We start from the raw sequence: 23042 nt of genomic DNA, 5'->3' as shown, positions 1-23042 counted from the left end.
CAGTAATGCTTTGATGAACTCAGGCGGGCGCCACTTCATCGGCTTGCAGACCTTTCTGCCCCTGCACCACCTTGAAACTCACCTTTTGCCCCTCTTTCAGGCTACGGAAACCTGAACCGCTAATCGCCCGAAAATGCACGAAGACATCCGGGCCGCTTTCACGGCTGATGAAACCAAAGCCCTTGGCGTCGTTGAACCATTTCACAGTGCCAACTTCACGATCCGACATGACTCACTCCGATCAACTCGATGCTGAGACAAGTCAGCCCCCCCTTTGGCCGACGGCTTACTGCGCATGCAGGGATCGGGGTGTAGCGATGTGGACTCATCAAGAGTCGCGCATCGGGCACGCACGTGACCGAGCAACCACAGTGAATCCAGCATAACGGATTTCTTTAATGCAAGTGAATGGCTTTAATCACTGCTTTTGATTTTCACATTTCAATGACATTTGCGAATAAAACAAAAAAGCCAGGCATTGCTGCCTGGCTTTTTCTTTGGCGTTTGAAACCGCCTAATACCGCTAGCTTATTACTGCGGGATCACTTCGTCGGCCTGCAGGCCCTTCTGACCCTGCACGACCTTGAAGGAGACCTTCTGGCCTTCCTGCAGGCTCTTGAAGCCATTGCCCTGGATCGCGCGGAAATGCACGAAGACGTCCGGGCCGTTGTCACGGCTGATGAAGCCGAAGCCCTTGGCGTCGTTGAACCACTTGACGGTACCGATCTGACGATCAGACATGTAAATCACTCCGTAGGATTTGAACAGACTCAGCCCGCACGACATGTGCAGGCCGGCTTACTGGTGTGCAAGGAAACCCTAGGGGTGAGGCGATGAGGCTAGATCGAGATCAGCGGCATCGGGTCACAAAACTCTGGTGACCCCAGCAAACACAGTGAGTGCATCATAACCGCTCCCAGGCTGTATTGCGACTGGTTCCATGCCTCAAAACCTGAATGAATAACCGTTAGGTCTTACAAAACGGTGTTTGATTTTCACGCCATCTTCGCATTTCATCTCGTCCCTTGGATGGGCAGAGCGACCCGCTCAACCCGCATCCCTCGCGCAGGAGTAGCTCCATGATGTTTCGCCACCACCGCCTCGCCCTGCTCGCCCTTGTCGCCGGCGGCGTGATACTCGGCGGCTGTTCCGATAAGCCCCAGACGCGCGCCACGACCTCCACCCACACCACGACGGCCCAACCGGCCAGCCACGCAACGGGAACGGCTGGCGCGACGACGGGCACGACTAAACCCCGTACTGGCACTGTGACCACCTCCGGTGGCAAACCGCTGCCCAACAGCACGGGTATTCCTGCCTGTGACGACTACCTGGCCAGCTATGTCTCCTGCCATGCCGTCGCCGGCGTCTATACGCCCGACCAGTTGCAGTCGCGCTATCAGGACATGCGCACCAGCCTGCTGCAGGATTCGGTAGACCCCAATACGCGTCCGCAACTGGGCGCTCGGTGCACGGCGCTGGCCAAGCAGCTGCGCGAAACGCTGCAAGGCAAGGCGTGCGCACCGGTCTCTCCGGCGGCGGGCAGCAGCGCGCACTGAGCTTTAGCGCAAAAGCGCACGCAGTGCGGCAGCGACAGAAGCCGGCCGACTGCGTGYGATTTTTACCTTGGGCGTGGCGTGCCACTGGGCCATGGCCCGGATGGCGTTGGCGACTTCCTCAAGCAAGCGTGGGGTCGCCTCGACATCGGGCTCAAGGAATAAGGCCTTGACCTCGAACACGCCCTCGCGACGATGTGCCTTCGCATCCAGCCGGCCGATCAATTGGCCGCGATGAAGAATGGGCAGCACGTAGTAGCCATAGCGCCGCTTGGGCGCCGGCACATAACACTCGATGGTGTATTCGAAACCGAACAAGGCCTCGGCACGCGCACGATCCCATACCACCGGATCGAACGGCGACAGCAACGTCGTGTGCGTCGCGCGCAGCTGGCCCGCCGCTGCCTGCGCGAGCGCGGCAGCATGATCGGGATGCACGTAGGCAGGCACATTCCAATCGGCCACCTGGACCATCAACAGCTCGCCTTCGGCCACCAGCGGCGCAAGCTCCTTGTCCGTCACCGCGGGTTTCAAGCGGTAGTAATCCGCGATYCAGCGCGCCTGCGTCACGCCCAGCGCGCGCACGCTGTCGAGGATGAAGCGGCGACGCAAGGCCTCGTGATCGAGTGCTAGCAGCGCGCGATCCAATGGCGGATCGAGTTTCGCCAGCACGCGTTCCTCAAGATCATAGACACGCTGGAAACGCTCCCGTCGCGTCACCATCAAGTCGCCCAGCGCAAACCACGCTTCCAGCCAGCGCTTTTCAGGTTTCCACGACCACCAGCCGCCAGCGCCCTTGGTCTCGCTTTCGAAATCCGCCGCGCGCGCGGCACCGTTGTCGCGTATGCGCGCCAACAGCGCATCCATGCCCTCGCGATGTTCGCGATGCATGCGATCGGCGTGCTTGTAAGCCCAATGCATCGCGCGCTGCCTGCGCCAGGCCTGATGAAGTGCGAGATCCGCCGACGGCACGAAGCACGCTTCGTGCGCCCAGCATTCGGCAATACGTCCGTTATCGAGCGCATCTTCCAGCCATTGCGGGTCGTAGTCACCCAGGCGCGAATGCAGCACGAGATAAGGACTGCGAGCGACGACATGGATGCTGTCGATCTGCAGCAGACGCATGCGCGTTATCGCATCGACCACATGCATGGGCTTGGCCCGCGATTTCGGCTTGCTGAGCAGACCCTGCGCCGCCAGGTGAAGACGCCTTGCCTGCGTCAGATTCAACGCCATGTGTGAGGCGGATGAAGGAACCGACAACGGTAACGATGACTTCACGTGATCACGATGCCTGTGTTGAGGCGGCATTTAGCCGTGCTTTGTTAGTTTGTATGCAGCGCGAAGGACATGCAGCGCGACATTGCAATCCATCACTGCCCCATCGCGCGCATCCGTTCACGAGCCACGCATTCTGGCATGGAGTCACGACGATGAAATCCCGCACACCTCTGATCGCTCTTGTTACCGCCGGTTCGCTGATGCTGGCGGGCACGGTGTTGGCGCAAGACCAGACCATGCCGACGCCTCCGCCCCCGCCGCCATCGCCGGCACAAACGATGCCTGCGCAACCGATGCCCACACAACCGACGCCTCCGCCGCCGACGCAGGTCATACCTGCAACGCAGCCGACGCCTCCGCCACCGCCGGGCGGTACGCAGGCCCAGACCGCCAGCGGTAATCAGCCGGTGACAATCAACTCCAGCGTTCCGCCGGTGAACGCAGGTCCGGCGCCGAGCTTTGAGCAGCTGGCCAATGGCAAGAAGTACATTTCCGAAAGCGATGCTTCGGCCTATCCGCTGCTGGCCAATGACTGGATCTATGTGGACAAGGGCCACGCCGGCCGCGTGAGCAAAGCTCAGTACGAGGCTTGGTTAAGCAACAACCGGTAAGATGAGGCAGTTCGGACGCGGGTCGTCGGCAACGGCGGCCCGCGTCGTCATATGCGATACAGGAAGCCGCTGGTATTCAGGCACTCCCCCGGCGCTGCGCTCCTGATCGCATGCCCGCCCAGGATGGAGCCTCACGATGCGACTCACTTCCCTGGCAGCCGTCTCGCTCACGCTTGGCCTGCCTTCCCTCGCTGCGCATGCGCAGAATCCCAGTCCGATGGACATCCGCGCCTGCACCGCCATCGAGACGGATGCACAGCGACTGGCTTGCTACGACCGCGCCACCGGACGCGACAATCTTCCGGCCGCGCAGAAGAAGAGCGACGCTGCTGCACAGGCACCGGCGCCGGCCACGTCGACGAGCCCCTCGAACAATGCTTTCGGTCATGAAGCGGCGCGCGTGGCGAGCACTAATCCCCAGGCCGCGGGCGCCGACAGCGCACAGGCCGCCTCGGACGTAAAGCCGCTCTCGCTGCTCGACAGCCGCTGGGAGCTGTCGCCCGAGAGCAAGCTCGGCACCTTCAATCTGCGCGGCTACAAACCAATCGTGGTGCTGCCCTTCTTCGCCAGCAGCAACCAGAACAGGGAACCGAGCAGCCCCAATCCGCTCAACACGGTCACCGAGCCTCAGCAGGTGGACAACATCGAGAGCAAGTTCCAGATCAGCCTGAAGACCAAGATCTGGCAGGGTGTGTTCGGTGACCAAGGCGATGTGTGGGCCGCGTTTACCCAGTCCTCGCGTTGGCAGGTCTACAACGAAAAGGAATCGCGCCCCTTCCGCGAGACCGATTACGAACCCGAAGTCATGCTGATGTTCAACACGAACTACCAGCTCGCCGGGTGGGACGGCAGACTGCTCGGCATCGGCCTCGATCATCAATCCAACGGACAATCCGATCCGCTGTCGCGCAGCTGGAATCGCGTGATGGGCTACGCCGGATTCGAGCGGCCCGGCTGGACCATCATGTTCCGGCCATGGTGGCGCATCCCCGAAGGCGGTCCGGACGACAACAACCCGGACATCGACAACTACATGGGTCGCGCGGATATGCAGATCATCCACGAATGGCAGGGCCAGGAATTCGGCCTGATGCTGCGCCATTCCTTGCGCGCCGGCAGCGAGAGCCACGGCGCGGCGCAGTTCACCTGGTCCTTCCCGGTGGCCGGCAATCTGCGCGGCTACATGGAACTGTTCAAGGGCTACGGCGAAAGCATGATCGACTACAACCACAATGCCACTTACCTCGGCATCGGCGTATCGCTGCTGGACTGGTACTAAAAACAAAAAAGCCGCGCACGGTGGGTGCGCGGCTTTCCGCATGCCATGGGGCGACGCTACAGCGCCCCATGTCACTGTTTTAGTGGTGGTGGCCACCTTCACCGTGCACGTGGCCGTGCGAGAGCTCTTCCTCGCTGGCTTCGCGCACGTCGGTCACTTCCACGTCGAAATGCAACGTCTGGCCGGCGAGCGGGTGGTTGCCGTCGATGTGCACCTTGTCGTTCTCGACCTTGGTCACGGTGACGTTGATGGCGCCTTGCGGGCCGCGGCCCTGGAACTGCATGCCCGGCTGGATATCGTCCACGCCCTGGAATGCCTCGCGCGGCACTTCCTGCACGAGCTCGGCGTGGTGCACGCCGTAGCCTTCTTCCGGCACCACGTCGACCTTGAACTGATCGCCGACCTGACGGCCTTCCATCGCCTTTTCCAGGCCCGGGACGATCTGGCCCACGCCCTGGAGGTACACGAGCGGCTCGCGACCCTGCGAGCTGTCGAGGACCTGGCCGGTGTCGTCGGTCAGCGTGTAATGGAAGGAAACGACGGAATGGTTGGCGATCTGCATGATGTTCTCTGAGTGGGGAGTGGCGCCGGCAGAGACCGGCACGAAACTGCAAGATTAACAGACCCCTTGTGACGATGCTGGCTAGGCGCAAGGCCACCGGATTGGCGATACTGCGTCCATGGTTTTCGAGAAACACGCTGCGGGCCGCTGGTCTGCCCTTTTCGGGCTGACCGTGGCGGCCTTGTCGCTGGCCAGCCCGGTGTTCGCCGCGGTGCAAAACCAGGTCGCCCCCACGGCGCCAGCCACCGTCCAGCCAACGCTCAGCGAGCAGATCGATGGGCTGATCAGCCAGCCGCGTTTTGCCGGCGCCGACTGGGGCATCGCCGTGATTTCGCTCAGCAACGGCCGCAGCGTCTACAGCCACCACGCCGATCAACTGTTCCAGCCCGCCTCGACCGCCAAGCTGTTCACGGCGGCCGTGACGCTGAGCGAGCTGGGGCCCGACTATCGCATTCCCACCCGCGTGGTGACGGGCGGCGAGATCCGCAACGGACGATTGGACGGGCCGTTGATTCTCTACGGCATGGGCGATCCCACGCTCGGTGTCGACGCCGCCACGCTGCACTGGGCCGATCAGCTCGCCGAGCAACTGGCGGCGCAGGGTCTGCGTCACGTCCATGGCGACCTGATCGCCGATTCGACTTATTTCGCGAGCCCCATGATGGGCACTGGCTGGGAAGCGATCGACCTGCAGAGCTGGTTCGCCGTGCCAGCCACTGCGCTGAGCGTGGGCGAAAATCAGGTCGACGTGACGGTGACCGCAGGCATCGGCGCCGGTGCGCCAGCCGAACTGCGCTTCGATCCCGCCAACGCGATTCCCAGCGTGGCCAACGAGGTGATCACCAGCGCCCAGCGCACGCACAACGACGTGAATCTGTATCGGGCGCCGGGCGATGGCGTRTTGTACGCGTTCGGCAATATCGCGGCGAAATCGCCCGCGCAGAATTACAAACTCGCCCTGCCCGACCCGGCCCAATACGCGGGCCGGCTGCTGCAGGAGGCGCTGGTGCGCCGTGGCATCCAACTCGATGGCAAGTTGCTCACGGTGCACTGGCCGCGCCGCGATACCTTCCTGCCAGCGCAACCTCGCACGCTGGCCGAAGTGCTGTCGCCGCCCGTCAGCGAGATCCTCGAGCGCGGCCTGAAGCGCTCGCAGAATCTCTACCTGCAAAACCTGTTGCTGCTGGCGGGCGTGAAGGCGCAGGCCGATACGGAGCAGCGCGAGGGCAGCATGGGCTTCGTCACCAGCGAACGCTGGGGCATACGCGCGTTGCATCAGCTGCTGGAGCAGATCGGCATCACGCCAGCGGCGAGCTCGATCGAGGAAGGCACCGGGCTGTCCCGCCGCAATCTGGCCACGCCCAATGCGATGGCCTATCTGCTGGCCTTCCTCGCCAGGCAGCCGTACGGACCGGCGCTGGTGGAAGCGCTGCCCATTGCCGGGGTGGATGGCACCTTGCAGTGGCGCATGCGCAACACGCCAGCCGAAAACAACGTGCACGCGAAAACCGGCAGCATGAGCTTTGTGCATTGCCTGGCCGGCTACGTCACCAGCGGCGATGGCGAACGGCTGGCATTCGCCATCATGCTCAACAACTACGATCCGCCGGCGGGGGCACCCAATGCCACCCGCGACATCGACCAGATCGCCGTGCTGCTGGCCGGCTCGCGCCATCCGGCCAGCACTGCCAGCTCTGCGCCGGCGGTGGCGACTCAGCCCGCCAACTGACGCTCGAGTTCCTTGCCGATCTTCTCCGGCGTATCGGTGGGGGCGTAGCGCTTTACCACCTGTCCGTCGCTGTTGACCAGGAACTTGGTGAAATTCCACTTGATCGATTCGCTGCCCAGGATGCCCTTGCCCTCGCTCTTGAGCCACTTGTAGAGCGGATGTGCGCCGTCGCCATTGACCTCGACCTTGGCGAACAGCGGGAAGCTCACGTCGTAGCTGGTGGAGCAGAAGTTGCGGATTTCCGCTTCGTCGCCCGGCTCCTGATGGCCGAACTGGTCGCAGGGAAAGCCCAGCACCATCAGGCCCCTCTCGCGATCGGCGCGCCACAGCGCTTCCAGCCCGGTGTATTGCGGGGTGAATCCGCACTTGGACGCCACGTTGACGATCAGCAGCGTCTTGCCTCGATAGTCGGCGAGCGAACGCTCGTTGCCGTCGATATCGCGGGCGGAGAAGTCATAGACGGAGGTCATGGCAGGCTTTCCTCGTTGAAAGGAGGCCAGTCTAGCCCCATGCAGCGTCACGGTGCCTTATGCTTGCCACCGCCGGGACCCCCGGGCAGCTGCCCGAGGCTCTCGCCTCCCCGGTTTCCCCGAAGGTATTCCGTGATCAGATTTCTGGATGTCCATAAGTCCTACCGTGTCGACGGAAGGGACGTTCCCGCGCTGCAACCCTTCAGTCTGGACATCGCCGATGGCGAAGTGTTCGGCATCATCGGCCACTCCGGTGCGGGCAAATCGACGCTTATACGTCTGATCAACCTGTTGGAGCGGCCCAGCGGCGGCCGCATCCAGATCGGCGACACGGAAATGACAGCGCTAACGGAATCGCAGCTGCGTCAGCAACGCCAGCGCATCGGCATGATCTTCCAGCAYTTCAACCTGCTGTCGTCGCAGACCGTGGCCGAGAACGTGGCCTTCCCGCTGCGCCTGGCCGGCGAGCACGACATCGCGGCGATCCGCCAGCGCGTGGACGAACTGCTGGCACGCGTGGGCCTGACCGCGCATGCCGACAAGTATCCCTCGCAGCTTTCGGGCGGCCAGAAGCAGCGCGTGGGCATTGCGCGCGCCTTGGCCAACCGGCCGTCCATCCTGCTGTGCGACGAGGCCACTAGTGCGCTCGATCCGCAGACCACGGCCTCCGYGCTCGAGTTGCTCGCCGAGATCAATCGCGAGCTCAAGCTCACCATCGTGCTGATCACGCACGAGATGGACGTGGTGCGTCGCGTCTGCGATCGCGTAGCCGTACTCGATGCCGGGCGCATCGTGGAAAGTGGCGCCGTCGCCGATGTCTTCCTGCATCCGCAACACGCCACCACGCGCCGTTTCGTCAACGAGGCCTTGCCGGAGGAAGCCGCCGGCGAACAGATGCCGTTCGCGCATGTGCCCGGCCGCATCCTGCGCCTGTCGTTCCGCGGCGAGGCGACCTGGACACCGGCGCTGGGACGCGTCGCCCGCGAAACCGGCGTCGATTTCAATATCCTGGCCGGGCGCATCGACCGTATCAAAGACCTGCCCTACGGACAGCTCACGCTGGCCATGCAGGGCGAACGCGTGGATGACGCACTGGCCATTCTTCGCGAGTCCGGCATCGAAATCGAAGAAATCACCTCATCGCTGGAGAATCGCGCATGAGCGCTCCACTGCTGCAAACCCTGTTTCCGCATATCGACGACTGGGGCGAAATCGGTCATGCCTGCATCGATACGTTGTTGATGCTTGGCGGCTCGTTGCTGCTGACGATCGCGGTTGGATTGCCGCTGGGCGTGCTGCTGTATGTCACCGGCAAAGGTCAGCTGCGCGCGATGCCCAAGCTCTATGCGGTGTTGTCGCTGCTGGTGAATATCCTGCGTTCGATCCCCTTCATCATCCTGATGATCGTGCTGATGCCGCTCACCTATGTGCTGGTGGGCACCAAGCTAGGCATCCGCGGCGCGATCCCGCCGCTGGTGATTGGCGCGGCGCCGTTCTTCGCGCGCCTGGTGGAAACGGCGCTGCGTGAAGTGCAGCGCGGCGTGATCGAAGCGAGCCAGGCGATGGGCGCCAGCACCTGGCAAATCGTGCGGCATGTGCTGCTGCCCGAAGCGCGCGGCGGACTGATCGCCGGCATCACCGTGACGGCGATTGCGCTGGTCGGTTACACGGCCATGGGCGGCGCCATCGGCGCGGGTGGCMTGGGCGATCTGGCCTACCGCTACGGCTATCTCAGCTACAAATCGGACTATATGGTGGTCACCGTCGTGCTGCTGATCGTGCTGGTACAACTGTTGCAGATGGCCGGCGACCGCATCGTGGCGCGCTATACGCGGCATTGATCGGGCGGTTTTGCATTCGGCGGTATGGACGGCTATGGTGTTGCACCGCATCACGCGTTCTCACCATATAACGAAGATGAATAAGCTCATAGCCGTCCTTTCCGCCCTGCTCATGCTGGCGGGCTGCTCGTCGCCCAATTCAGGCGGCGACGCCTCGACCAGCCAGAAGCTGGTGGTGGCCGCCACGGCAGTGCCGCACGCCGAGATCCTCAAGCAGGTCAAGCCGATCCTGGCCAAGCAAGGCATCGACCTGGAAATCAAAGTGTTCGCCGATTACGTCCAGCCCAATACGCAGGTGCTGGAGAAGTCGGTCGATGCAAATTATTTCCAGACCAAGCCCTACCTGGATGCGTTCAATCGCGAGCGTGGTACCAACCTCACCATCGTGACGGGCGTGCACATCGAGCCGTTTGGCGCTTATTCGCGCAAGCTCAAGTCGATCGACCAGTTGCCTGATGGCGCCTCGGTCACCCTGCCCAACGATCCCAGCAACAATAGCCGTGCGCTGCTGCTGCTCGCCAAGCACGGCCTGATCACGCTGAATGATCCGAGCAACGAGCTGTCCACGCAGAAGGACATCACGGCCAATCCCAAGCACCTGAAGTTCCGCGAGCTGGAAGCCGCCATGTTGCCGCGCACGTTGGACGAAGTGGACCTCGCCCTGATCAACACCAACTACGCGCTCGCAGCGGGACTCAACCCGACCAAGGACGCGTTGCTGATCGAGGACAAGGACTCGCCGTACGTGAACTACCTGGTCGCCCGTCCGGACAACAAGGACGACCCGCGCGTGCAGGCACTGGCCAAGGCGCTCACCAGCCCCGAGATCAAGGCGTTTATTGAGCAGAAGTACCAGGGCGCGGTGTTGCCGGCGTTCTGAAAAGCTCCCCTGTGGGAGCGCACCCTGTGCGCGACTGGCCTCGCCCGGGTGGCGGCAGTCGCGCACAGGGTGCGCTCCCACACAGTACGGAAGGCCTTTAGCAGGTCACTGCTTCCGGATCGGCCGGAATCTCAAACACCCTGCGCAGATACGCTACATAGGCGCTGTCCTCGCACATGTTCTTGCCGGGCGTATCGCTGAGCTTGGCCACCGGCTGGCCGTTGCAGCGGATCATCTTGATCACGATCTGCAGCGGCTCAGGTCCCACATCGTTGGTCAGGTTGGTGCCCACGCCGAAGGCCAGCTGGCAGCGGCCGTGGAAGTGCTCGTACAACTGCATCACCTTGGGGATATCCAGCCCATCGCTGAAGACCAGCACCTTGGTGCGCGGGTCGACACGATTGGCGCGGTAGTGCGCCAGCACGCGCTCGCCCCAGGCAAACGGATCACCCGAGTCGTGGCGCGTGCCGTCGAACAGCTTGCAGAAATACATGTCGAAGTCGCGCAGGAAGGCGCTCAGTCCGTAGACGTCGGACAGGGCGATGCCCAGATCGCCTCGATACTCCCTCGCCCAGGTTTCCAGCGCCGCCACCTGCGAATCGCGCAGCCGTGGACCCAGCGCCTGGTGGGCCTGCAGGTATTCATGGGCCAGCGTGCCCAGCGGCGTCAGGCCGAGCTTCCAGGCGAGCCACACATTGCTGGTGCCGGTGAGCTGCCGCCCCAGTCCATCGCGCAAGGTAGTGACCACTTCCTCCTGCCATGCGCGTGAGAAGCGGCGACGCGTGCCGTAGTCGGCGATACGGCAATCCTGAAAGCCTTCGGTATCGCGCAACAACGCAATCTTTTCGCGCAGGCGGCGGCGTCCTTCGTCCAGCGAAAGGCCGGGCTGCGTATGGCGGAAATAGACTTCGTTGACGATCGCCAGCAAGGGCACTTCGAACAGGATGGTGTGCAGCCATGGGCCGCGGATATGGATCTCGATCTCGCCGGGTCCGTCCTGCGCCGGAACGATCTCCACATACTTCGCATTGAGCTGGAACAGCCCCAGGAAGTCGACGAAATCGCTCTTGATGAAACGCCAGGTGCGCAGGTATTCCAGTTCCGCCGGCGTGAAGCGCAGCGAGCACAGCGCTTCCAACTCCTGGCGGATCTCGTCGATATAAGGCGTGAGGTCGATGCCGGGGTTGCGGCACTTGAATTTGTATTCGACCTGCGCCGCGGGATAGTGATGCAGCACGACCTGCATCATGGAGAACTTGTACAGATCGGTGTCGAGCAGGGAGGAAACGATCATCAGTCGCTCACGCGGCGCGGGGAGAGCTGGATTATCCTCGCCCGATGGTGGTCGCGGCGAGTCGGCGGCGAACCGCGGGCAAATAAAAACCCCGGTAGCCAGGGGAGGGGCTACCGAGGTTTTGTCAGGCCGGTCCATAACAAAGAGGGGAAAAGGACCGACCCCTCAGTGGCGCGATACAGCTGCACCACTTCTTGTCGCCGTCACGGCGATACGTATGCTTAGTGTGGCCGGCTCGGCGCTAGTTCAAGCGCCTCGTCAGTTTCGTTCAGCTTTTGGCAAGCTGGGCGCGCCCGCCTACCATCGGCGGCTTATTCCGAGGGAGCATCGCCCGATGGTTCGCCTGCTACAACGCCTGTGCCTGCTTGCCCTGGCCGCCGCCCTGCCCCTACATGCCGCCGAACTCACGGTCGACCTGGGCCATGGCAGCAAGACCTACAGCACCGCCCAGCTGCTGGCGCGCAGCGATGCCCGCGACGTGGCCATTCCGGCTGATGTCGCCTTCAAACGCCCCATGCGCTATCGCGCCGTACCGCTGAAAGCGCTGCTGGAAGGCGTATCGCCTGACGACACCCTGCAATTCACCGCCTCCGACGGATTCGCCGCGCAAATCTCAGCGGCGCTGATCATCGGCGCCCACGGTTCGGAGGCCTGGCTGGCGGTCGAGGACCCCGCCCACCCGTGGCCGACGCTGGCCGAGATCAAGGGCGATGCGGGACCCTTCTACGTCGTGTGGACCCATCCGGACGCCATGAAGATCGGACCGGAGCAGTGGCCGTTCCAGCTGGCCTCCATCCGCCGCCAGCCGCCCGTGGCCGAACGCTTCCCCGCGATCCGGCCCGATCCCGCCCTTAAGCCCGGCAGCCCGGTACAGCGCGGCTTCGTGGTGTTCCAGCACACCTGCTTTGCATGTCACACGCTCAACGGCCAGGGCGATGCCAAGCTGGGGCCGGATCTCAATATTCCCCATAGCCCGACGGAATACCTGCGCGAGGATCTGTTCCGCGCGTATATCCGCGACCCGCAATCGCTGCGTCGCTGGCCGCAGGCGCGCATGCCCGGTTTTGATCGCAAGGCGCTGTCCGATCAGGATCTGGACGACTTGCTGGCCTATCTGCAACACATGGCTGGGCGCAAGTCGCACCCCTAAGGGGAAGGCGCAATCGATGGCTGCCCGGTCGAATCCAGCCACTGCTGCAGCGAACGTTGCCGCTGTTGGTACGGTTGCCGGGCAAACTCGCGCACGCTGGCGTAGAACGCCGGCCACTGCCCTTCCGCATGACGGAACAGCGCGAGGAACACCGGCGTCCAGCGATCGTAAATGCCGAACGGCAACAGCCGCGCGTTATTGATCGGGCCATTCACCCAGGCGTCGTAGCGATGGTCGCCCGGCCAGTCCAGGTCGCGCCACTGCGCGTAGCGCACGCGGAAGTCGTCGATGGTCTGCTGCTTGCCCGCCGCCATGGCCTTCTCGTCCACGCCGCTGGCGTAGAGCGCCTTCAGGCGGTCGCGCAGATCCATCACCAGCCAGGTGAAGCCGTCGTCCATGGTCTTCTCGCGGGCGTTCTGCGCGGGCAATCCGCGTGACTGGCGCCATTGGCGCAGGCCCTCCTCCTGCACGAAGCTGGCAAAGGACTCGTTGAACGAACTGTCGTCCTTCACGTAGATCAGCTGGTGCGCGAGCTCATGGAAGATGGTGCCCGCCAGCTCGTCGTCATCCCAGCGCATCATGCTGCTGAGGATGGGATCGGAGAACCAGCCCAGCGTGGAATACGCCGGCACGCCGCCCACGTAGACGTCGTCGCCCTGTGCCTCCAGTCGCAACGATTCAGCCTTGGCCTTGTCCTTGGAAAAATAGCCGCGATAGGCCACGCAACCGGCAAAGGGAAAGCAGTGCTGGATCGGCGAGATGGAAAAGCGCGGCGTCGCGAACACGTTCCAGACCACATAGGAACGGTTGAGCTTCACGTAGCTGGTGTAGCTGCGGTTATCCGGCAGATCCAGGCGATCGGTAGCAAATTGGCGCGCCTGCTGGGCCAGCTGCAGACGCTTGCGGATTTCGGCATCGGTCGAGGGATCGCGCAGCACCTCGCGCACGTCGCGGCGGCTCATCACCAGCTCGCTCTGGCCCTTGGCCACGTGCGCGTAGTAATCGACGGTGCTGCAGGCACAAAGCAACAAGCCCATCGTCACGGTGACGATGGGCCTGAGGATGGCGGGGATGATCGGCACGAAGCGTGGCAACGTCATGCCGCGATTGTGCCGCTATTTCAGTGGCCGTGACCGCCGTTCCAGCCGCCGTGGCCGCCATTGCCGTGGCCACCGCTCCAGTTGCCTCGGCCTCCGCGGTAATAGCCGTTGCCGCCGCGGTAATAACCGCCGCCGCGATAGTACCCACCGCCGCGGTAATAGCCTCCGCGGTAGCCGCCGTAGTAGCCACCAATGCCGATGCTCACGGCCGGGCCATAACAGCAGCCGTAACCGTAGTAGCCATAGCTCGGGTAGTAGTAACCGGGGTAGTAGCCGTTGCTATAGGTGACGCCGGTACCGTAGTAGGYGTCGCCGCCGCCGGTAGCGACTGGACGTGTGTAGCTGTAGCCAGGATCGTAGTAACAACCGGATAGCGCTGCGGTGGCAACCGCCAAGGCGAGACCGGCAAGCACGCGTTTCATGACGTAAGGCCTTCAGGGGGAAGACAGCCTCACTTTGAACCTGTGCTGGTAAGTGCGCACTGAACGCTTCCGACATGACTGGCAGATATTTACCTGCCAGCCATGCCGGGGACCGACCTTGCGTCGTCGGTTCAGTTATTGCCGCTGCGCTCGGGCGGCTGGCGGATATGCCCGTAAACCGCCTCGCTGGAAACGCCACCGTTGCTGGTGCCCGTATCCAGGTGGCCGTTGTTGCCGCCAGGGTGTTCATCGGCGCCTGGCCAGGTCGGCCCCTGGCGTACCCGCTCCTGCTTGGCCTCAAGCAGTGCCTGGATATGCTCGGCGGCCTCTTGCGGGGTCAGGTGCTTGCGTGCGGGACGGCGTGGCCGCGTCGTAGACGTGGTGCGACTGCGTCCCGCCGCCGGTGCGGCCTTGGCGGCTGTCTTGCGCGGTGCGGCGGCGGCCTTGCGAGGTGCTGCGCGCTTGGGAGCCGCCGCCTTGCGTGTGGCGGTTTTCTTGGCCGCCTTCTTGGCGGTGGCGCGTTTACGGGTGGTCTTTTTGGCGGCGGTCTTCTTTACCGCGGTCTTGCGCGGCGCGGCCTTCCTGGTCGCGGTCTTGCGCGTCGATTTGCGCGCGGCGGCTTTGCGTGTCGCTGTCTTGCGCGCGGGTGATTTGCGCGCTGCCTTCTTGGCTGCCGTCTTGCGGGTTGCCTTCTTGGCTACGGTCTTGCGCGTGGCCTTTTTCGCTACGGTCTTGCGCGTTGCCTTCTTGGCGGCGGTCTTGCGTGTCGCTTTCTTGGCTGCCGTCTTGCGGACGGCGCGCTTGACGGTGGCGCGCTTGCGTGCGGTGGTTTTCTTGGCAGTGGATTTGCGGGTGGCTGCTTTCTTGGCCGAGGATTTCTTCGCGGCCGGCTTGCGCTTCGTTGCCATGCGTCTTCACTCCTGCGGTGGTCGAGAATGCCCGACGCCCCATCACGCCGGACTAACCGACAAGTAACACCAACAACATGTATCAGGGGTGAGCAAAACCGCAATTCGAAGTCATGCCCGTGATCAAAACCTCGGCTGCGAGAGTGCCGCCAGGAAATGCGAGATCACTTCCGGTCGAACCACCACGGTGAACGCGACGCCAAACGCGGCGCCCCAAAGGTGCGCGCTGTGGTTGACGTTGCCCTGCCCGCGCCGGTCCATGTAGATGGAGTAGCCCACGTAGAGCACGGCATAGACGATCGCCGGCAGCGGTATCACGAATACGATGATGCGCGACCACGGCGACAGCAGGACATAGGCAAAAAGCACGGCCGATACGGCGCCCGACGCGCCAAGGCTGCGGTAATTGGGGTTGTTCCTGTTGTTCAGATAGGTGGGCAGGATCGAGACCAGCAGCGCCAGGATGTAGAACAGCGCAAAACCCAGCGTGCCCAGCGTCGCCGTGAAAAACCCTTCCATGCTGCGGCCGAAAAAGTACAGCGTGATCATGTTGAACAGCAGGTGGCCGAAATCGGCATGCACCAGGCCGTAGGTCACCAGCCGGTGGTATTCGCGGCTGCGGGTGATGGCGGGCGGCCACAGGATCAGATCATTCATCAGGCGGGCGTTCTTGAACGCCATGAAGGACACGATGGAGGTGATGGCGATGATGATCAGGGTGATCATGCGTACTTCCGTGACGGGCAGGAGGCGGTGACAAAGAATCCGCATCTTGGCGGCGGCGCGGGCGATTGTCGACACTGCAGCCCCCGGAAAGTCCAAGCGCAGAGCGGCATTCCGCACTATCATGCCCGGCTTCAAGCGTTTCCCCACGCCCCAGGCACTCCCCATGTCGATCCGTTACCTGCATCTGGACGTCTTTGCCGCCGCGCCCGGCGGCGGCAACCACCTGGGCGTCGTCACCGACGCCACCGGCTGGAGCGATGCCCGCATGCAAGCCTTCGCCCGCTGGACCAATCTGGTCGAAACCACTTTCCTGTTGCCGCCCAGCCAGCCCGGCGCCAGCTACCGTGTGCGCATTTTCACGCCGCACAAGGAAATTCCCTTTGCCGGTCATCCAAGCATCGGCAGCGCGCACGCCGTCCTGCTGTGCGGCCTGGCCGAGCCGGTGGACGGTGTGCTGTGGCAGGAATGCGGTGCGGGCGTCTTGCCCATCCGCGTGGAAGGCAGCGACGGCTCACGCCAGCTGCTGTTGAAATCGCCGCCATCCACTGTCGAGAAAACCGGCCGCGACGCCCATCCGCTACTCGACGCCGCGCTGGCCGGCATCGATCCGGGCACGCTGCCTCCGGCCTATGTATCGGGCGGACGCCACTGGTGGCTGGCCGAATGCGCCGACGAAGCATCGCTGCGCCAGTGGAAGCCCGACCACGCCGCCATCGGCGCCCTGGCCAAGGCCACCGACAGCATGGGCTTGTGCGTGTTTGCGCGCAGCTCGCACCCCGACTATCAGCTGGTGGTGCGTGCGCTGCCGGCCGGCGTTGGCCTGGTGGAAGACCCGGCCTCGGGCGCCGCCAACGGCCTGATCGCCGCCTATATCGCCCATGCCGAACCCGACGGCCTGCTGGCGCGCGGCTACGTGGTAAGCCAGGGCCGCGAGATCGGCCACGATGCCAGCCTCTGCGTGCGCATCGACGGCAAGACCGTCTGGATCGGCGGTCACACCAACACCATCATCGATGGCGCGTTGCACTGGAGCGGCCACGAGTGAGCACGCGGCCGCAGATCTGGGTCGATGCCGACGCCTGCCCTGCGCCGATCAAGGAAGTGCTGTTCCGTGCGGCGGAACGCGAGCAGGTGCAGGTGACCCTGGTCGCCAATCAATGGCTGCGCACGCCGCCGTCACGTTTCGTGCGCGCCATCCAGGTGCCGGGCGGTTTCGATGTGGCGGATGCGGAGATCGTGGAGCGCGTGAGCGCGGGCGACCTGGTGGTGACGCAGGATATTCCGCTGGCAGCCCTGGTGATTGAAAAAGGCGCGCTTGCGGTGCATCCGCGCGGTGAGCTGTATACGCCCGACACGATTGCGCAGCGACTTTCCATGCGCAATTTCATGGATGAGTTGCGCGGCTCGGGCGTCGACACTGGCGGACCGGCGGCGTTTCATGCGCGCGACAAGCAGGCGTTTGCCAATCAGCTGGATCGGTGGCTGGTGCAGTTTCGCAAGACGCGTTGAGCACCGCCCACCTTGTAGGAGCGCACCCTGTGCGCGACCGCGGAGCGGACGGTCGCCTCTTCGTTGGGCCGTCGCGCACAGGGTGCGCTCCCACAGTCAGAGCTTGCGCTCATCCAGATGCGCACGGCGCGCTGCCACCTGCGCCATGATCGACCAGTCGACGTCTTCGTCGCCGGTGGACAAGGCCTCGAGCAGGCTGTCGCGCAGCACGCCTGCCAGCGGCAAGGGCACGCGCGTCGCATCCGCTGCTGCCAGCGCAAGGCCGATGTCCTTGTAGCCGAGCGGCAGAGCAAAGCCGGCCGGCGTATAGCGCGATTCGGCGATGAGCCTGGCGTAGCCCTGGTAAGCGGGCGTGGCGAACAGCGAGTTGGTCATCACCTCGAGGAAATCCGCCGCGCTCACGCCATGCGCCCGCGTCAACGCCGAAGCTTCGGCCATGCTTTCGATGGCGGCGCCGATCATGAAATTGCCGGCGATCTTCACCACGTTCGCCCGCTCGGGCGACTCGCCCAGCGGCCAGATGCGACTGCCCATGACCTCGAGCAAGGGGCGCACGCGCTCGATCACGTGCGGCTTGCCGGCCACCAGGATATTGAGCTTGCCCGCTGCTGCCACATCAGGACGACCGAACACGGGAGCGGCCAGGTAATCCAGGCCACGCTGCGTGTGTTCCTCCGCCAGTTCGCGCGCCAAGGCGACGGAAATCGTGGCGTGATTCACGTGCACCGTGCCCTGGTCCATGCCATCGAGCAGGCGGCCGTCGACAAACACACTGCGCACGGCCTGGTCGTTGGCCAGCATGCTGAAGAGCACCTCGCCCTGCGCCGCGCGGTCGGCCGTCTTCACCACTTTGGCGCCCAGCGACGCCAGGGGCTCGGTGGGGCCCGGCGAACGATTCCATACGGTGACCTCGTGCCCGGCCTTGATCAGGTTGCTCGCCATGGCGCTGCCCATGGCACCGAGACCGATAAAACCCACTTTCATGCGATGGTCTCCACACAGAATAATCCGCGTAGTGGATCACGCGGCATGTTCACCTTGTGCGAAATCACACCACTTCGCCGGCCGCGTGCGCCGAAGCCCATGCCCACTGGAAGTTGTAGCCGCCGAGCCAGCCGGTCACGTCGACAACCTCGCCGATGAAGTACAGGCCCGGCACTAGCTTCGATTGCATCGTGGTCGATGAAAGTCCATCGGTATCCACACCGCCCAGGGTTACTTCGGCTGTGCGATAACCTTCCGTGCCGCTGGCAACCATCGGCCAGTCGTGCAGTTGTTCGCCGATCTTGCTCAGTTCGGCCTCGCGGTATTGCCGCATCGGCCGGCTCTCGAACCACAGCTCGCACAAGCGCTGCGCGAGGCGGCGAGGCAGTACATCGCCCAGCACATTCTTCAGCTCCGCCGCGGGACGCGCGGTGCGCTGTTCCTGCAGCCACTGGCCAAGATCGAGCTCCGGCAGCAAGTTGATGCGCAGGTCGTCACCGGGCTGCCAGTACGAGGAAATCTGCAGGATGGATGGCCCGCTGATGCCGCGATGCGTGAACAACAGGCCGGCGCGGAATGATCGCTTGCCCACGCTTGCGTCCACCGATGGCAAGGCCACGCCCGCAAGATCCTGATAACGCTCCTGATGCTTGCCGCTCAACGTGAGCGGCACCAGGCCGGCCCGTGTGGGCAACACCCCATGACCGAACTGTCGCGCCAGTTCGTAGCCAAAACCGGTGGCGCCCATGCTGGGAATCGACAAGCCGCCGGAGGCGATCACCAAGGATTGCGCGTGCACTTCGCCGTGTGCGGTGACCACGTTGAAACCCTCGTCGGTCTTGCGCACGCGCTGCACGCCGCAGCTGGTTTCGATGCGAACGCCGGCCTGGGCGCACTCGTCCAGCAACATGCGCACGATCAGCTTGGAGGAGTCATCGCAGAACAGCTGCCCCAGTTCCTTCTCGTGGTAGGCGATGCGATGTTTCTCCACCATCGCGATGAAATCCCACGGCGTATAGCGAGCCAAGGCGGATTTAGGAAAGTGCGGATTGGCGGACAGGTAAGCGTTCGGCGTCACGCCCAGGTTGGTGAAATTGCAGCGCCCGCCGCCGGACATGAGGATCTTCTTGCCGACCTTGTTGGCATGGTCCACCACCAGCACGCTGCGCCCACGCTGGCCGGCCACGATGGCGCACATCAGTCCGGCCGCGCCGCCGCCGATGACCAGTACATCCACTTTCACGCGCGCACCGCCGCCATGCCCTGCTCCCGATCCATTGACCCGACATTATCCGACAGGATGCGCCAGATCGCTTAAACTCGCCTTTTTCCCAGACCGGACCGCCACCATGCCTTCTTTTGACGTCGTTTCCGAAGTCGACAAGCACGAACTGACCAATGCCGTCGATCAGGCCAATCGGGAGCTCTCGAGCCGTTTCGACTTCAAGGGCACCGACGCGAAGTTCGAGCTGGACGAGTTCGTGATCACCCAGTCGGCCCCCAGCGAGTTCCAGCTTGAGCAGATGCTGGACATCCTGCGCGGCCGCCTCACCTCGCGCAAAATCGATATCCGCGCGTTGGACGTGGGCGATGCCGAGACGAATCTTGGCGGTTCGCGCCAGAAGGTCACCGTCAAGCAAGGCATCGAGCAACCGATTGCCAAGAAGCTGGTGGCCTCGCTGAAGGCGGCCAAGCTCAAGGTCGAGGCACAGATCAACGGCGACAAGCTGCGCGTGACGGGCAAGAAACGCGACGACCTGCAGGAGGCCATGGCCGTGCTGCGCAAGGCCGACGTGGAGCTGCCGCTGCAGTTCGATAATTTCCGCGATTAAGGCGATGCCTTGATCTTGTGGGAGCGCACCCTGTGCGCGACTGGCGCCCAGGATGCGAAGTCATGGCACGTTGCAGTCGCGCACAGGGTGCGCTCCCACAGGGGTGTTACCCCGCCAACCCGGCCGCAATATTCACGCTGATCGCAATGATGAACACATTGAAGAAGAACGCGATCACGCTGTGCAGCAAGGCCACGCGCCGCAGGTAACGGCTGCTGATCTGCACATCGGAGACCTGGAAGGTCATGCCGATGACGATGGCGAAATACATGAAGTCCCAGTAATCGGGTTGCTCGGTGCCGGGGAAATCCAGCCCTTCATGCTTCTTGCCGAAATCGCCGTAGAAGCCGTGCGCGTAATGCATGCCGAACATCACATTGAAGAACAGCCACGACAGCACGATGCTCGCGGCGGCGACGATCAGCGCTTTCGCATCGCCACCCTTGGCGCCACCCATTTCCGTGGTCAGCGCCAGCGACACGAAGCCGGTGAGGATCAGCGAGGTCCACAGCACGCCCCAGCGGCCGGTGTCCTGCTTGCGCGCCTGCCCGCGCATGAGGTCGGGCGAGGTCGTGCGGCAGAACAGGATGGTCAGGGCCGTGAGGTAAACCGCAACGCCCAGATCAAAGCCCAGCAGCAGCGCCTCCGCAGGCGTCAGCCGGAGGCAGTACCACAGCCCCACGCCGACGATGAGCGCGACGGCGCCCGAGATCATCAGGCGCGGACGGGCGCGCAGGATGCGGAAAGGGACGAAGCCATTCTTGCGGGGACGGGTCTTTCCGGACGCGGTGCTCATGCGCACGTTCCTGCGCTCAGCCAGCTCTTCATCGCAAACACACTCTCCATGACCCGGTGGCGGGCATGGCGCATCTTAGAGCTTGTGCAACGCGTTCTCGACGCCCGGCGCAATGCCGCAGTTCAGACGTGCAGGTCCTGATACTCCGGATGGCGGGTCATCCAGATCTCTGAATACGAGCAGGCGGGATCCACTCGCCAGTGTTCTTCCCGCGCCATGTCCAGGGCCGTGCGCACCAGATGGGACGCGATGCCGCGACCACCCACCGCTGACGGAACGATGGTGTGGGTGATGGTCATCACACCATTTTCCAGCGTGTAGTCGAGCACGCAGGGCACGCCGTCCACTTTTGTTTCGAAGCGGTGCGTCCTGGCGTTGTGGTTGATCTCGGYGAACATGAAACGCGCCCTCGTCGGGGTGAACGGCGCGGAGAGTAAAGCAAGTGGCAGCGAACCACGCGTGAAGACCTCGGGCGCTAGCGTTCGCATTTCGTGCATGACTCTTTCGGCAAGCTTCCCGGACACCATCGCCTGCTCCAGGGAGCTGAACATGAAACGAAACGCATCCGCCGTCTGGTCGGGCGGGCTCAAGGAAGGTACCGGCACCATCTCCACCGCCTCAGGCGTGCTGCATGAAGCGCGCTACGGCTTCCAGTCGCGATTCGCGGATGGACCGGGCACCAATCCCGAAGAATTGCTCGGTGCGGCTCATGCCGGCTGCTACACGATGGCGTTGGCGCTGGGCCTGGAACAGGCCGGCCATGCGGCCACGCATATCGAGACCAAGGCGGTGGTGACGCTGGACAAGGATGGCGACGGCTTTTCCATCACCACGGTCGATCTCACCTGCCGCGCGAAAGTGGACGGCATCGATGCCGCCACCTTCGACAAGATCGCCAAGGCCACCAAGGAAGGCTGCCCCGTGTCGAAGGTGCTCAAGGCGACGATCAATCTCGACGCCCAACTCACCAGCTGAGGTCCGTCGCGCACGTCAACCCGCGCAACTCGCGCGCGCTGGCCGCGGCGTCGCCGCCAGCGCGGCGCGCCGAGCGCGTACGGCCTGGGCGAGACGATCGAGCACTTGCAGCGAGGCCTCCCAGTCGATGCAGCCATCGGTGATGCTCTGGCCGTAACGCAGCGGCTGGCCCTGGATCAGATCCTGGCGACCGCCCACGAGATGGCTTTCGACCATCACGCCGACGATGCGCTGCTCGCCGGAAGAAAGCTGCGTCGCAAGATCGTCGATCACGCGGGGCTGGTTCTCCGGTAGCTTGAGGCTGTTGGCATGGCTGGCGTCGACCATCACCCGCGCCGGCTGGCCGCCCTTGACGATGGCCGCACACGCTGCGTCTACGCTTGCGGCGTCGTAGTTGGGCGTCTTGCCGCCGCGCAGAATCACGTGACAGTCCTCGTTGCCGGTGGTGGCAGCGATGGCGGTGTGGCCTTCCTTTGTCACGGCCATGAAATGGTGCGGTTGCGATGCGGCGCTTACCGCGTCAACGGCGATCTTCACATTGCCATCGGTGCCGTTCTTGAAACCCACCGGGCACGACAGTCCCGAGGCCAGCTCGCGATGCACCTGGCTTTCGGTGGTACGCGCACCGATCGCGCCCCACGCCACCAGATCGGCGATGTACTGCGGCGTGATCATGTCGAGGAATTCGCAGCCGGCCGGCACGCCCAGTTCGTTGATGTCGCGCAATAGACCGCGCGCCAGTCGCAAGCCCTTGTCGATGCGGAAACTGCCATCGAGATCGGGATCGTTGATCAGACCTTTCCAGCCCACCGTGGTGCGCGGCTTTTCGAAGTACACGCGCATTACGATTTCCAGCTCGCCTGCATGCCGCTTGCGCTGTTCCGCAAGCCGCCCGGCGTATTCCAGCGCAGCCTTGGTGTCATGAATCGAACACGGGCCGATCACCACGGCCAGCCGGTCATCCTCGCCGGCAAGGATGCGATGCAGCGCCTGGCGCGAGGCGCTCACGGTATGCGCGGCATGCACGCTCGCGGCGCAGTCGCGCATCACTTCGGCCGGCGCGGTGAGCGGCGTGATGGCGCGGATATGTAAATCGTCGGTGGAAGGGTTCACGGGGATCTCCTGGGAGGTTCCACT

The 23042-nt window shown here is 63.7% G+C and carries 27 protein-coding genes; 12 read left to right on the top strand and 15 right to left on the bottom strand.

What is annotated here, in order from left to right; translation table 11 throughout:
- Positions 1-19 precede the first annotated feature (19 nt).
- Together AC1DMG_RS13220 and AC1DMG_RS13215 are read right to left on the bottom strand one after the other, a co-directional pair.
- On the bottom strand, positions 20-229 hold the full coding sequence (locus AC1DMG_RS13220; RefSeq protein WP_019465668.1) for a cold-shock protein: 210 nt from the start codon (positions 227-229) through the stop codon (positions 20-22).
- 302 nt (positions 230-531) lie between these two features.
- Positions 532-741 (bottom strand): cold-shock protein, encoded by a 210-nt coding sequence (locus AC1DMG_RS13215; protein ID WP_038616297.1) that lies wholly within the window; start codon positions 739-741, stop codon positions 532-534.
- 338 nt (positions 742-1079) lie between these two features.
- Between AC1DMG_RS13215 and AC1DMG_RS13210 the strand changes: the two genes are divergently transcribed.
- On the top strand, positions 1080-1559 hold the full coding sequence (locus AC1DMG_RS13210; RefSeq protein ID WP_477176344.1) for a hypothetical protein: 480 nt from the start codon (positions 1080-1082) through the stop codon (positions 1557-1559).
- Between the two features lie 3 nt (positions 1560-1562).
- On the opposite strand, the gene AC1DMG_RS13205 is transcribed toward AC1DMG_RS13210, so the two are convergent.
- Positions 1563-2792 (bottom strand): winged helix-turn-helix domain-containing protein, encoded by a 1230-nt coding sequence (locus AC1DMG_RS13205; protein WP_477180602.1) that lies wholly within the window; start codon positions 2790-2792, stop codon positions 1563-1565.
- Positions 2793-2803: 11 nt separating this feature from the next.
- On the opposite strand from AC1DMG_RS13205, the gene AC1DMG_RS13200 reads away from it, so the two are divergent.
- Positions 2804-3448 (top strand): hypothetical protein, encoded by a 645-nt coding sequence (locus AC1DMG_RS13200; protein ID WP_477179118.1) that lies wholly within the window; start codon positions 2804-2806, stop codon positions 3446-3448.
- 136 nt (positions 3449-3584) lie between these two features.
- Positions 3585-4727 carry a phospholipase A gene (locus AC1DMG_RS13195; protein ID WP_477176341.1) on the top strand — a complete coding sequence of 381 codons (1143 nt, stop codon included), beginning with the start codon at positions 3585-3587 and terminating at the stop codon, positions 4725-4727.
- Positions 4728-4806: 79 nt separating this feature from the next.
- On the opposite strand, the gene AC1DMG_RS13190 is transcribed toward AC1DMG_RS13195, so the two are convergent.
- A complete protein-coding gene (locus AC1DMG_RS13190; protein ID WP_441605117.1) occupies positions 4807-5289 on the bottom strand; it encodes an FKBP-type peptidyl-prolyl cis-trans isomerase in 483 nt (160 codons plus the stop codon).
- A 118-nt stretch (positions 5290-5407) separates the two neighbouring features.
- Between AC1DMG_RS13190 and dacB the strand changes: the two genes are divergently transcribed.
- Positions 5408-7018, top strand: coding sequence for a D-alanyl-D-alanine carboxypeptidase/D-alanyl-D-alanine endopeptidase (gene dacB / locus AC1DMG_RS13185; RefSeq protein ID WP_477176340.1), 1611 nt, complete (start codon positions 5408-5410; stop codon positions 7016-7018).
- On the opposite strand, the gene AC1DMG_RS13180 is transcribed toward dacB, so the two are convergent.
- Positions 7003-7488: a glutathione peroxidase gene (locus AC1DMG_RS13180; RefSeq protein ID WP_441605115.1), complete on the bottom strand. Its 486-nt coding sequence runs from the start codon at positions 7486-7488 to the stop codon at positions 7003-7005. The two genes, dacB and AC1DMG_RS13180, sit on opposite strands and share 16 nt — an antisense overlap.
- Before the next feature lie 132 nt (positions 7489-7620).
- Between AC1DMG_RS13180 and AC1DMG_RS13175 the strand changes: the two genes are divergently transcribed.
- The 3 genes from AC1DMG_RS13175 (at position 7621) to AC1DMG_RS13165 (ending at position 10209) form a co-directional block, all read left to right on the top strand.
- Complete coding sequence (locus AC1DMG_RS13175; protein WP_477180601.1) at positions 7621-8649, top strand: methionine ABC transporter ATP-binding protein; 1029 nt, start codon at positions 7621-7623, stop codon at positions 8647-8649.
- On the top strand, positions 8646-9329 hold the full coding sequence (locus AC1DMG_RS13170) for a methionine ABC transporter permease (RefSeq protein WP_477180600.1): 684 nt from the start codon (positions 8646-8648) through the stop codon (positions 9327-9329). The genes AC1DMG_RS13175 and AC1DMG_RS13170 overlap by 4 nt, the downstream gene beginning before the upstream one ends.
- Before the next feature lie 76 nt (positions 9330-9405).
- Entirely contained in the window at positions 9406-10209 is an 804-nt protein-coding gene (locus AC1DMG_RS13165) for a MetQ/NlpA family ABC transporter substrate-binding protein (protein WP_477176337.1), read from the top strand.
- A 97-nt stretch (positions 10210-10306) separates the two neighbouring features.
- Here the strand turns inward: AC1DMG_RS13165 and pncB are convergent, their stop codons facing one another.
- Positions 10307-11503 (bottom strand): nicotinate phosphoribosyltransferase, encoded by a 1197-nt coding sequence (pncB, locus tag AC1DMG_RS13160; protein ID WP_477176336.1) that lies wholly within the window; start codon positions 11501-11503, stop codon positions 10307-10309.
- A 334-nt stretch (positions 11504-11837) separates the two neighbouring features.
- Here pncB and AC1DMG_RS13155 point away from each other — a divergent pair, with 334 nt between their 5' ends.
- Entirely contained in the window at positions 11838-12653 is an 816-nt protein-coding gene (locus AC1DMG_RS13155) for a cytochrome c (RefSeq protein ID WP_477176335.1), read from the top strand.
- Here AC1DMG_RS13155 and AC1DMG_RS13150 read toward each other — a convergent pair.
- The 4 genes from AC1DMG_RS13150 to AC1DMG_RS13135 all read right to left on the bottom strand — a co-directional run bounded on the left by AC1DMG_RS13150 (position 12650) and on the right by AC1DMG_RS13135 (position 15809).
- The gene (locus AC1DMG_RS13150; RefSeq protein WP_441605109.1) at positions 12650-13753 is read right to left on the bottom strand and encodes an aminopeptidase; all 1104 of its coding nucleotides are present in this window, start codon (positions 13751-13753) and stop codon (positions 12650-12652) included. The genes AC1DMG_RS13155 and AC1DMG_RS13150 overlap by 4 nt on opposite strands.
- A 20-nt stretch (positions 13754-13773) precedes the next feature.
- Positions 13774-14175: a hypothetical protein gene (locus AC1DMG_RS13145; RefSeq protein WP_477180599.1), complete on the bottom strand. Its 402-nt coding sequence runs from the start codon at positions 14173-14175 to the stop codon at positions 13774-13776.
- Positions 14176-14306: 131 nt separating this feature from the next.
- Complete coding sequence (locus tag AC1DMG_RS13140; RefSeq protein WP_477176334.1) at positions 14307-15083, bottom strand: hypothetical protein; 777 nt, start codon at positions 15081-15083, stop codon at positions 14307-14309.
- 123 nt (positions 15084-15206) lie between these two features.
- The gene (locus AC1DMG_RS13135) at positions 15207-15809 is read right to left on the bottom strand and encodes a rhomboid family intramembrane serine protease (RefSeq protein WP_441605106.1); all 603 of its coding nucleotides are present in this window, start codon (positions 15807-15809) and stop codon (positions 15207-15209) included.
- Between the two features lie 163 nt (positions 15810-15972).
- Between AC1DMG_RS13135 and AC1DMG_RS13130 the strand changes: the two genes are divergently transcribed.
- Positions 15973-16854 (top strand): PhzF family phenazine biosynthesis protein, encoded by an 882-nt coding sequence (locus tag AC1DMG_RS13130; RefSeq protein WP_477176333.1) that lies wholly within the window; start codon positions 15973-15975, stop codon positions 16852-16854.
- On the top strand, positions 16851-17318 hold the full coding sequence (locus AC1DMG_RS13125; RefSeq protein WP_477176332.1) for a YaiI/YqxD family protein: 468 nt from the start codon (positions 16851-16853) through the stop codon (positions 17316-17318). Before AC1DMG_RS13130 ends, AC1DMG_RS13125 begins: the two co-directional genes overlap by 4 nt.
- A gap of 96 nt (positions 17319-17414) precedes the next feature.
- Here AC1DMG_RS13125 and AC1DMG_RS13120 read toward each other — a convergent pair whose 3' ends face one another.
- Together AC1DMG_RS13120 and AC1DMG_RS13115 are read right to left on the bottom strand one after the other, a co-directional pair.
- Complete coding sequence (locus AC1DMG_RS13120; RefSeq protein ID WP_441605103.1) at positions 17415-18302, bottom strand: NAD(P)-dependent oxidoreductase; 888 nt, start codon at positions 18300-18302, stop codon at positions 17415-17417.
- Positions 18303-18366: 64 nt separating this feature from the next.
- Positions 18367-19545: a BaiN/RdsA family NAD(P)/FAD-dependent oxidoreductase gene (locus AC1DMG_RS13115; RefSeq protein WP_477176331.1), complete on the bottom strand. Its 1179-nt coding sequence runs from the start codon at positions 19543-19545 to the stop codon at positions 18367-18369.
- Between the two features lie 106 nt (positions 19546-19651).
- Between AC1DMG_RS13115 and AC1DMG_RS13110 the strand changes: the two genes are divergently transcribed.
- Entirely contained in the window at positions 19652-20134 is a 483-nt protein-coding gene (locus AC1DMG_RS13110) for a YajQ family cyclic di-GMP-binding protein (RefSeq protein WP_477176330.1), read from the top strand.
- Between the two features lie 106 nt (positions 20135-20240).
- Here the strand turns inward: AC1DMG_RS13110 and AC1DMG_RS13105 are convergent, their stop codons facing one another.
- Positions 20241-20930: a DUF1345 domain-containing protein gene (locus AC1DMG_RS13105; protein ID WP_441605100.1), complete on the bottom strand. Its 690-nt coding sequence runs from the start codon at positions 20928-20930 to the stop codon at positions 20241-20243.
- A 122-nt stretch (positions 20931-21052) separates the two neighbouring features.
- Positions 21053-21481, bottom strand: a complete 429-nt coding sequence (locus tag AC1DMG_RS13100) for a GNAT family N-acetyltransferase (RefSeq protein ID WP_477180598.1) — start codon at positions 21479-21481, stop codon at positions 21053-21055.
- Here AC1DMG_RS13100 and AC1DMG_RS13095 point away from each other — a divergent pair.
- The gene (locus tag AC1DMG_RS13095) at positions 21480-21905 is read left to right on the top strand and encodes an OsmC family protein (RefSeq protein ID WP_477176329.1); all 426 of its coding nucleotides are present in this window, start codon (positions 21480-21482) and stop codon (positions 21903-21905) included. The genes AC1DMG_RS13100 and AC1DMG_RS13095 overlap by 2 nt on opposite strands.
- Positions 21906-21920: 15 nt before the next feature.
- Here AC1DMG_RS13095 and AC1DMG_RS13090 read toward each other — a convergent pair whose 3' ends face one another.
- Positions 21921-23018 (bottom strand): 3-deoxy-7-phosphoheptulonate synthase, encoded by a 1098-nt coding sequence (locus AC1DMG_RS13090; protein ID WP_477180597.1) that lies wholly within the window; start codon positions 23016-23018, stop codon positions 21921-21923.
- Positions 23019-23042 lie beyond the last annotated feature (24 nt).

The sequence above is a fragment of the Dyella sp. 01N36 genome, assembly GCF_056399745.1.
The sequence above is the reverse complement of the archived record's forward strand: the minus strand, read 5'-3'. Positions and strand labels throughout refer to the sequence as shown.

Bases quoted from the DNA above. Each gene is read 5' to 3' on its own strand.
- AC1DMG_RS13220 (WP_019465668.1), bottom strand. From the start codon at position 229: ATGTCGGATCGTGAAGTTGGCACTGTGAAATGGTTCAACGACGCCAAG.
- AC1DMG_RS13215 (WP_038616297.1), bottom strand. From the start codon at position 741: ATGTCTGATCGTCAGATCGGTACCGTCAAGTGGTTCAACGACGCCAAG.
- AC1DMG_RS13210 (WP_477176344.1), top strand. From the start codon at position 1,080: ATGATGTTTCGCCACCACCGCCTCGCCCTGCTCGCCCTTGTCGCCGGC.
- AC1DMG_RS13200 (WP_477179118.1), top strand. From the start codon at position 2,804: ATGAAGGAACCGACAACGGTAACGATGACTTCACGTGATCACGATGCC.
- AC1DMG_RS13195 (WP_477176341.1), top strand. From the start codon at position 3,585: ATGCGACTCACTTCCCTGGCAGCCGTCTCGCTCACGCTTGGCCTGCCT.
- AC1DMG_RS13190 (WP_441605117.1), bottom strand. From the start codon at position 5,289: ATGCAGATCGCCAACCATTCCGTCGTTTCCTTCCATTACACGCTGACC.
- AC1DMG_RS13180 (WP_441605115.1), bottom strand. From the start codon at position 7,488: ATGACCTCCGTCTATGACTTCTCCGCCCGCGATATCGACGGCAACGAG.
- AC1DMG_RS13165 (WP_477176337.1), top strand. From the start codon at position 9,406: ATGAATAAGCTCATAGCCGTCCTTTCCGCCCTGCTCATGCTGGCGGGC.
- pncB (WP_477176336.1), bottom strand. From the start codon at position 11,503: ATGATCGTTTCCTCCCTGCTCGACACCGATCTGTACAAGTTCTCCATG.
- AC1DMG_RS13155 (WP_477176335.1), top strand. From the start codon at position 11,838: ATGGTTCGCCTGCTACAACGCCTGTGCCTGCTTGCCCTGGCCGCCGCC.
- AC1DMG_RS13150 (WP_441605109.1), bottom strand. From the start codon at position 13,753: ATGACGTTGCCACGCTTCGTGCCGATCATCCCCGCCATCCTCAGGCCC.
- AC1DMG_RS13140 (WP_477176334.1), bottom strand. From the start codon at position 15,083: ATGGCAACGAAGCGCAAGCCGGCCGCGAAGAAATCCTCGGCCAAGAAA.
- AC1DMG_RS13135 (WP_441605106.1), bottom strand. From the start codon at position 15,809: ATGATCACCCTGATCATCATCGCCATCACCTCCATCGTGTCCTTCATG.
- AC1DMG_RS13130 (WP_477176333.1), top strand. From the start codon at position 15,973: ATGTCGATCCGTTACCTGCATCTGGACGTCTTTGCCGCCGCGCCCGGC.
- AC1DMG_RS13120 (WP_441605103.1), bottom strand. From the start codon at position 18,302: ATGAAAGTGGGTTTTATCGGTCTCGGTGCCATGGGCAGCGCCATGGCG.
- AC1DMG_RS13110 (WP_477176330.1), top strand. From the start codon at position 19,652: ATGCCTTCTTTTGACGTCGTTTCCGAAGTCGACAAGCACGAACTGACC.
- AC1DMG_RS13105 (WP_441605100.1), bottom strand. From the start codon at position 20,930: ATGAGCACCGCGTCCGGAAAGACCCGTCCCCGCAAGAATGGCTTCGTC.
- AC1DMG_RS13095 (WP_477176329.1), top strand. From the start codon at position 21,480: ATGAAACGAAACGCATCCGCCGTCTGGTCGGGCGGGCTCAAGGAAGGT.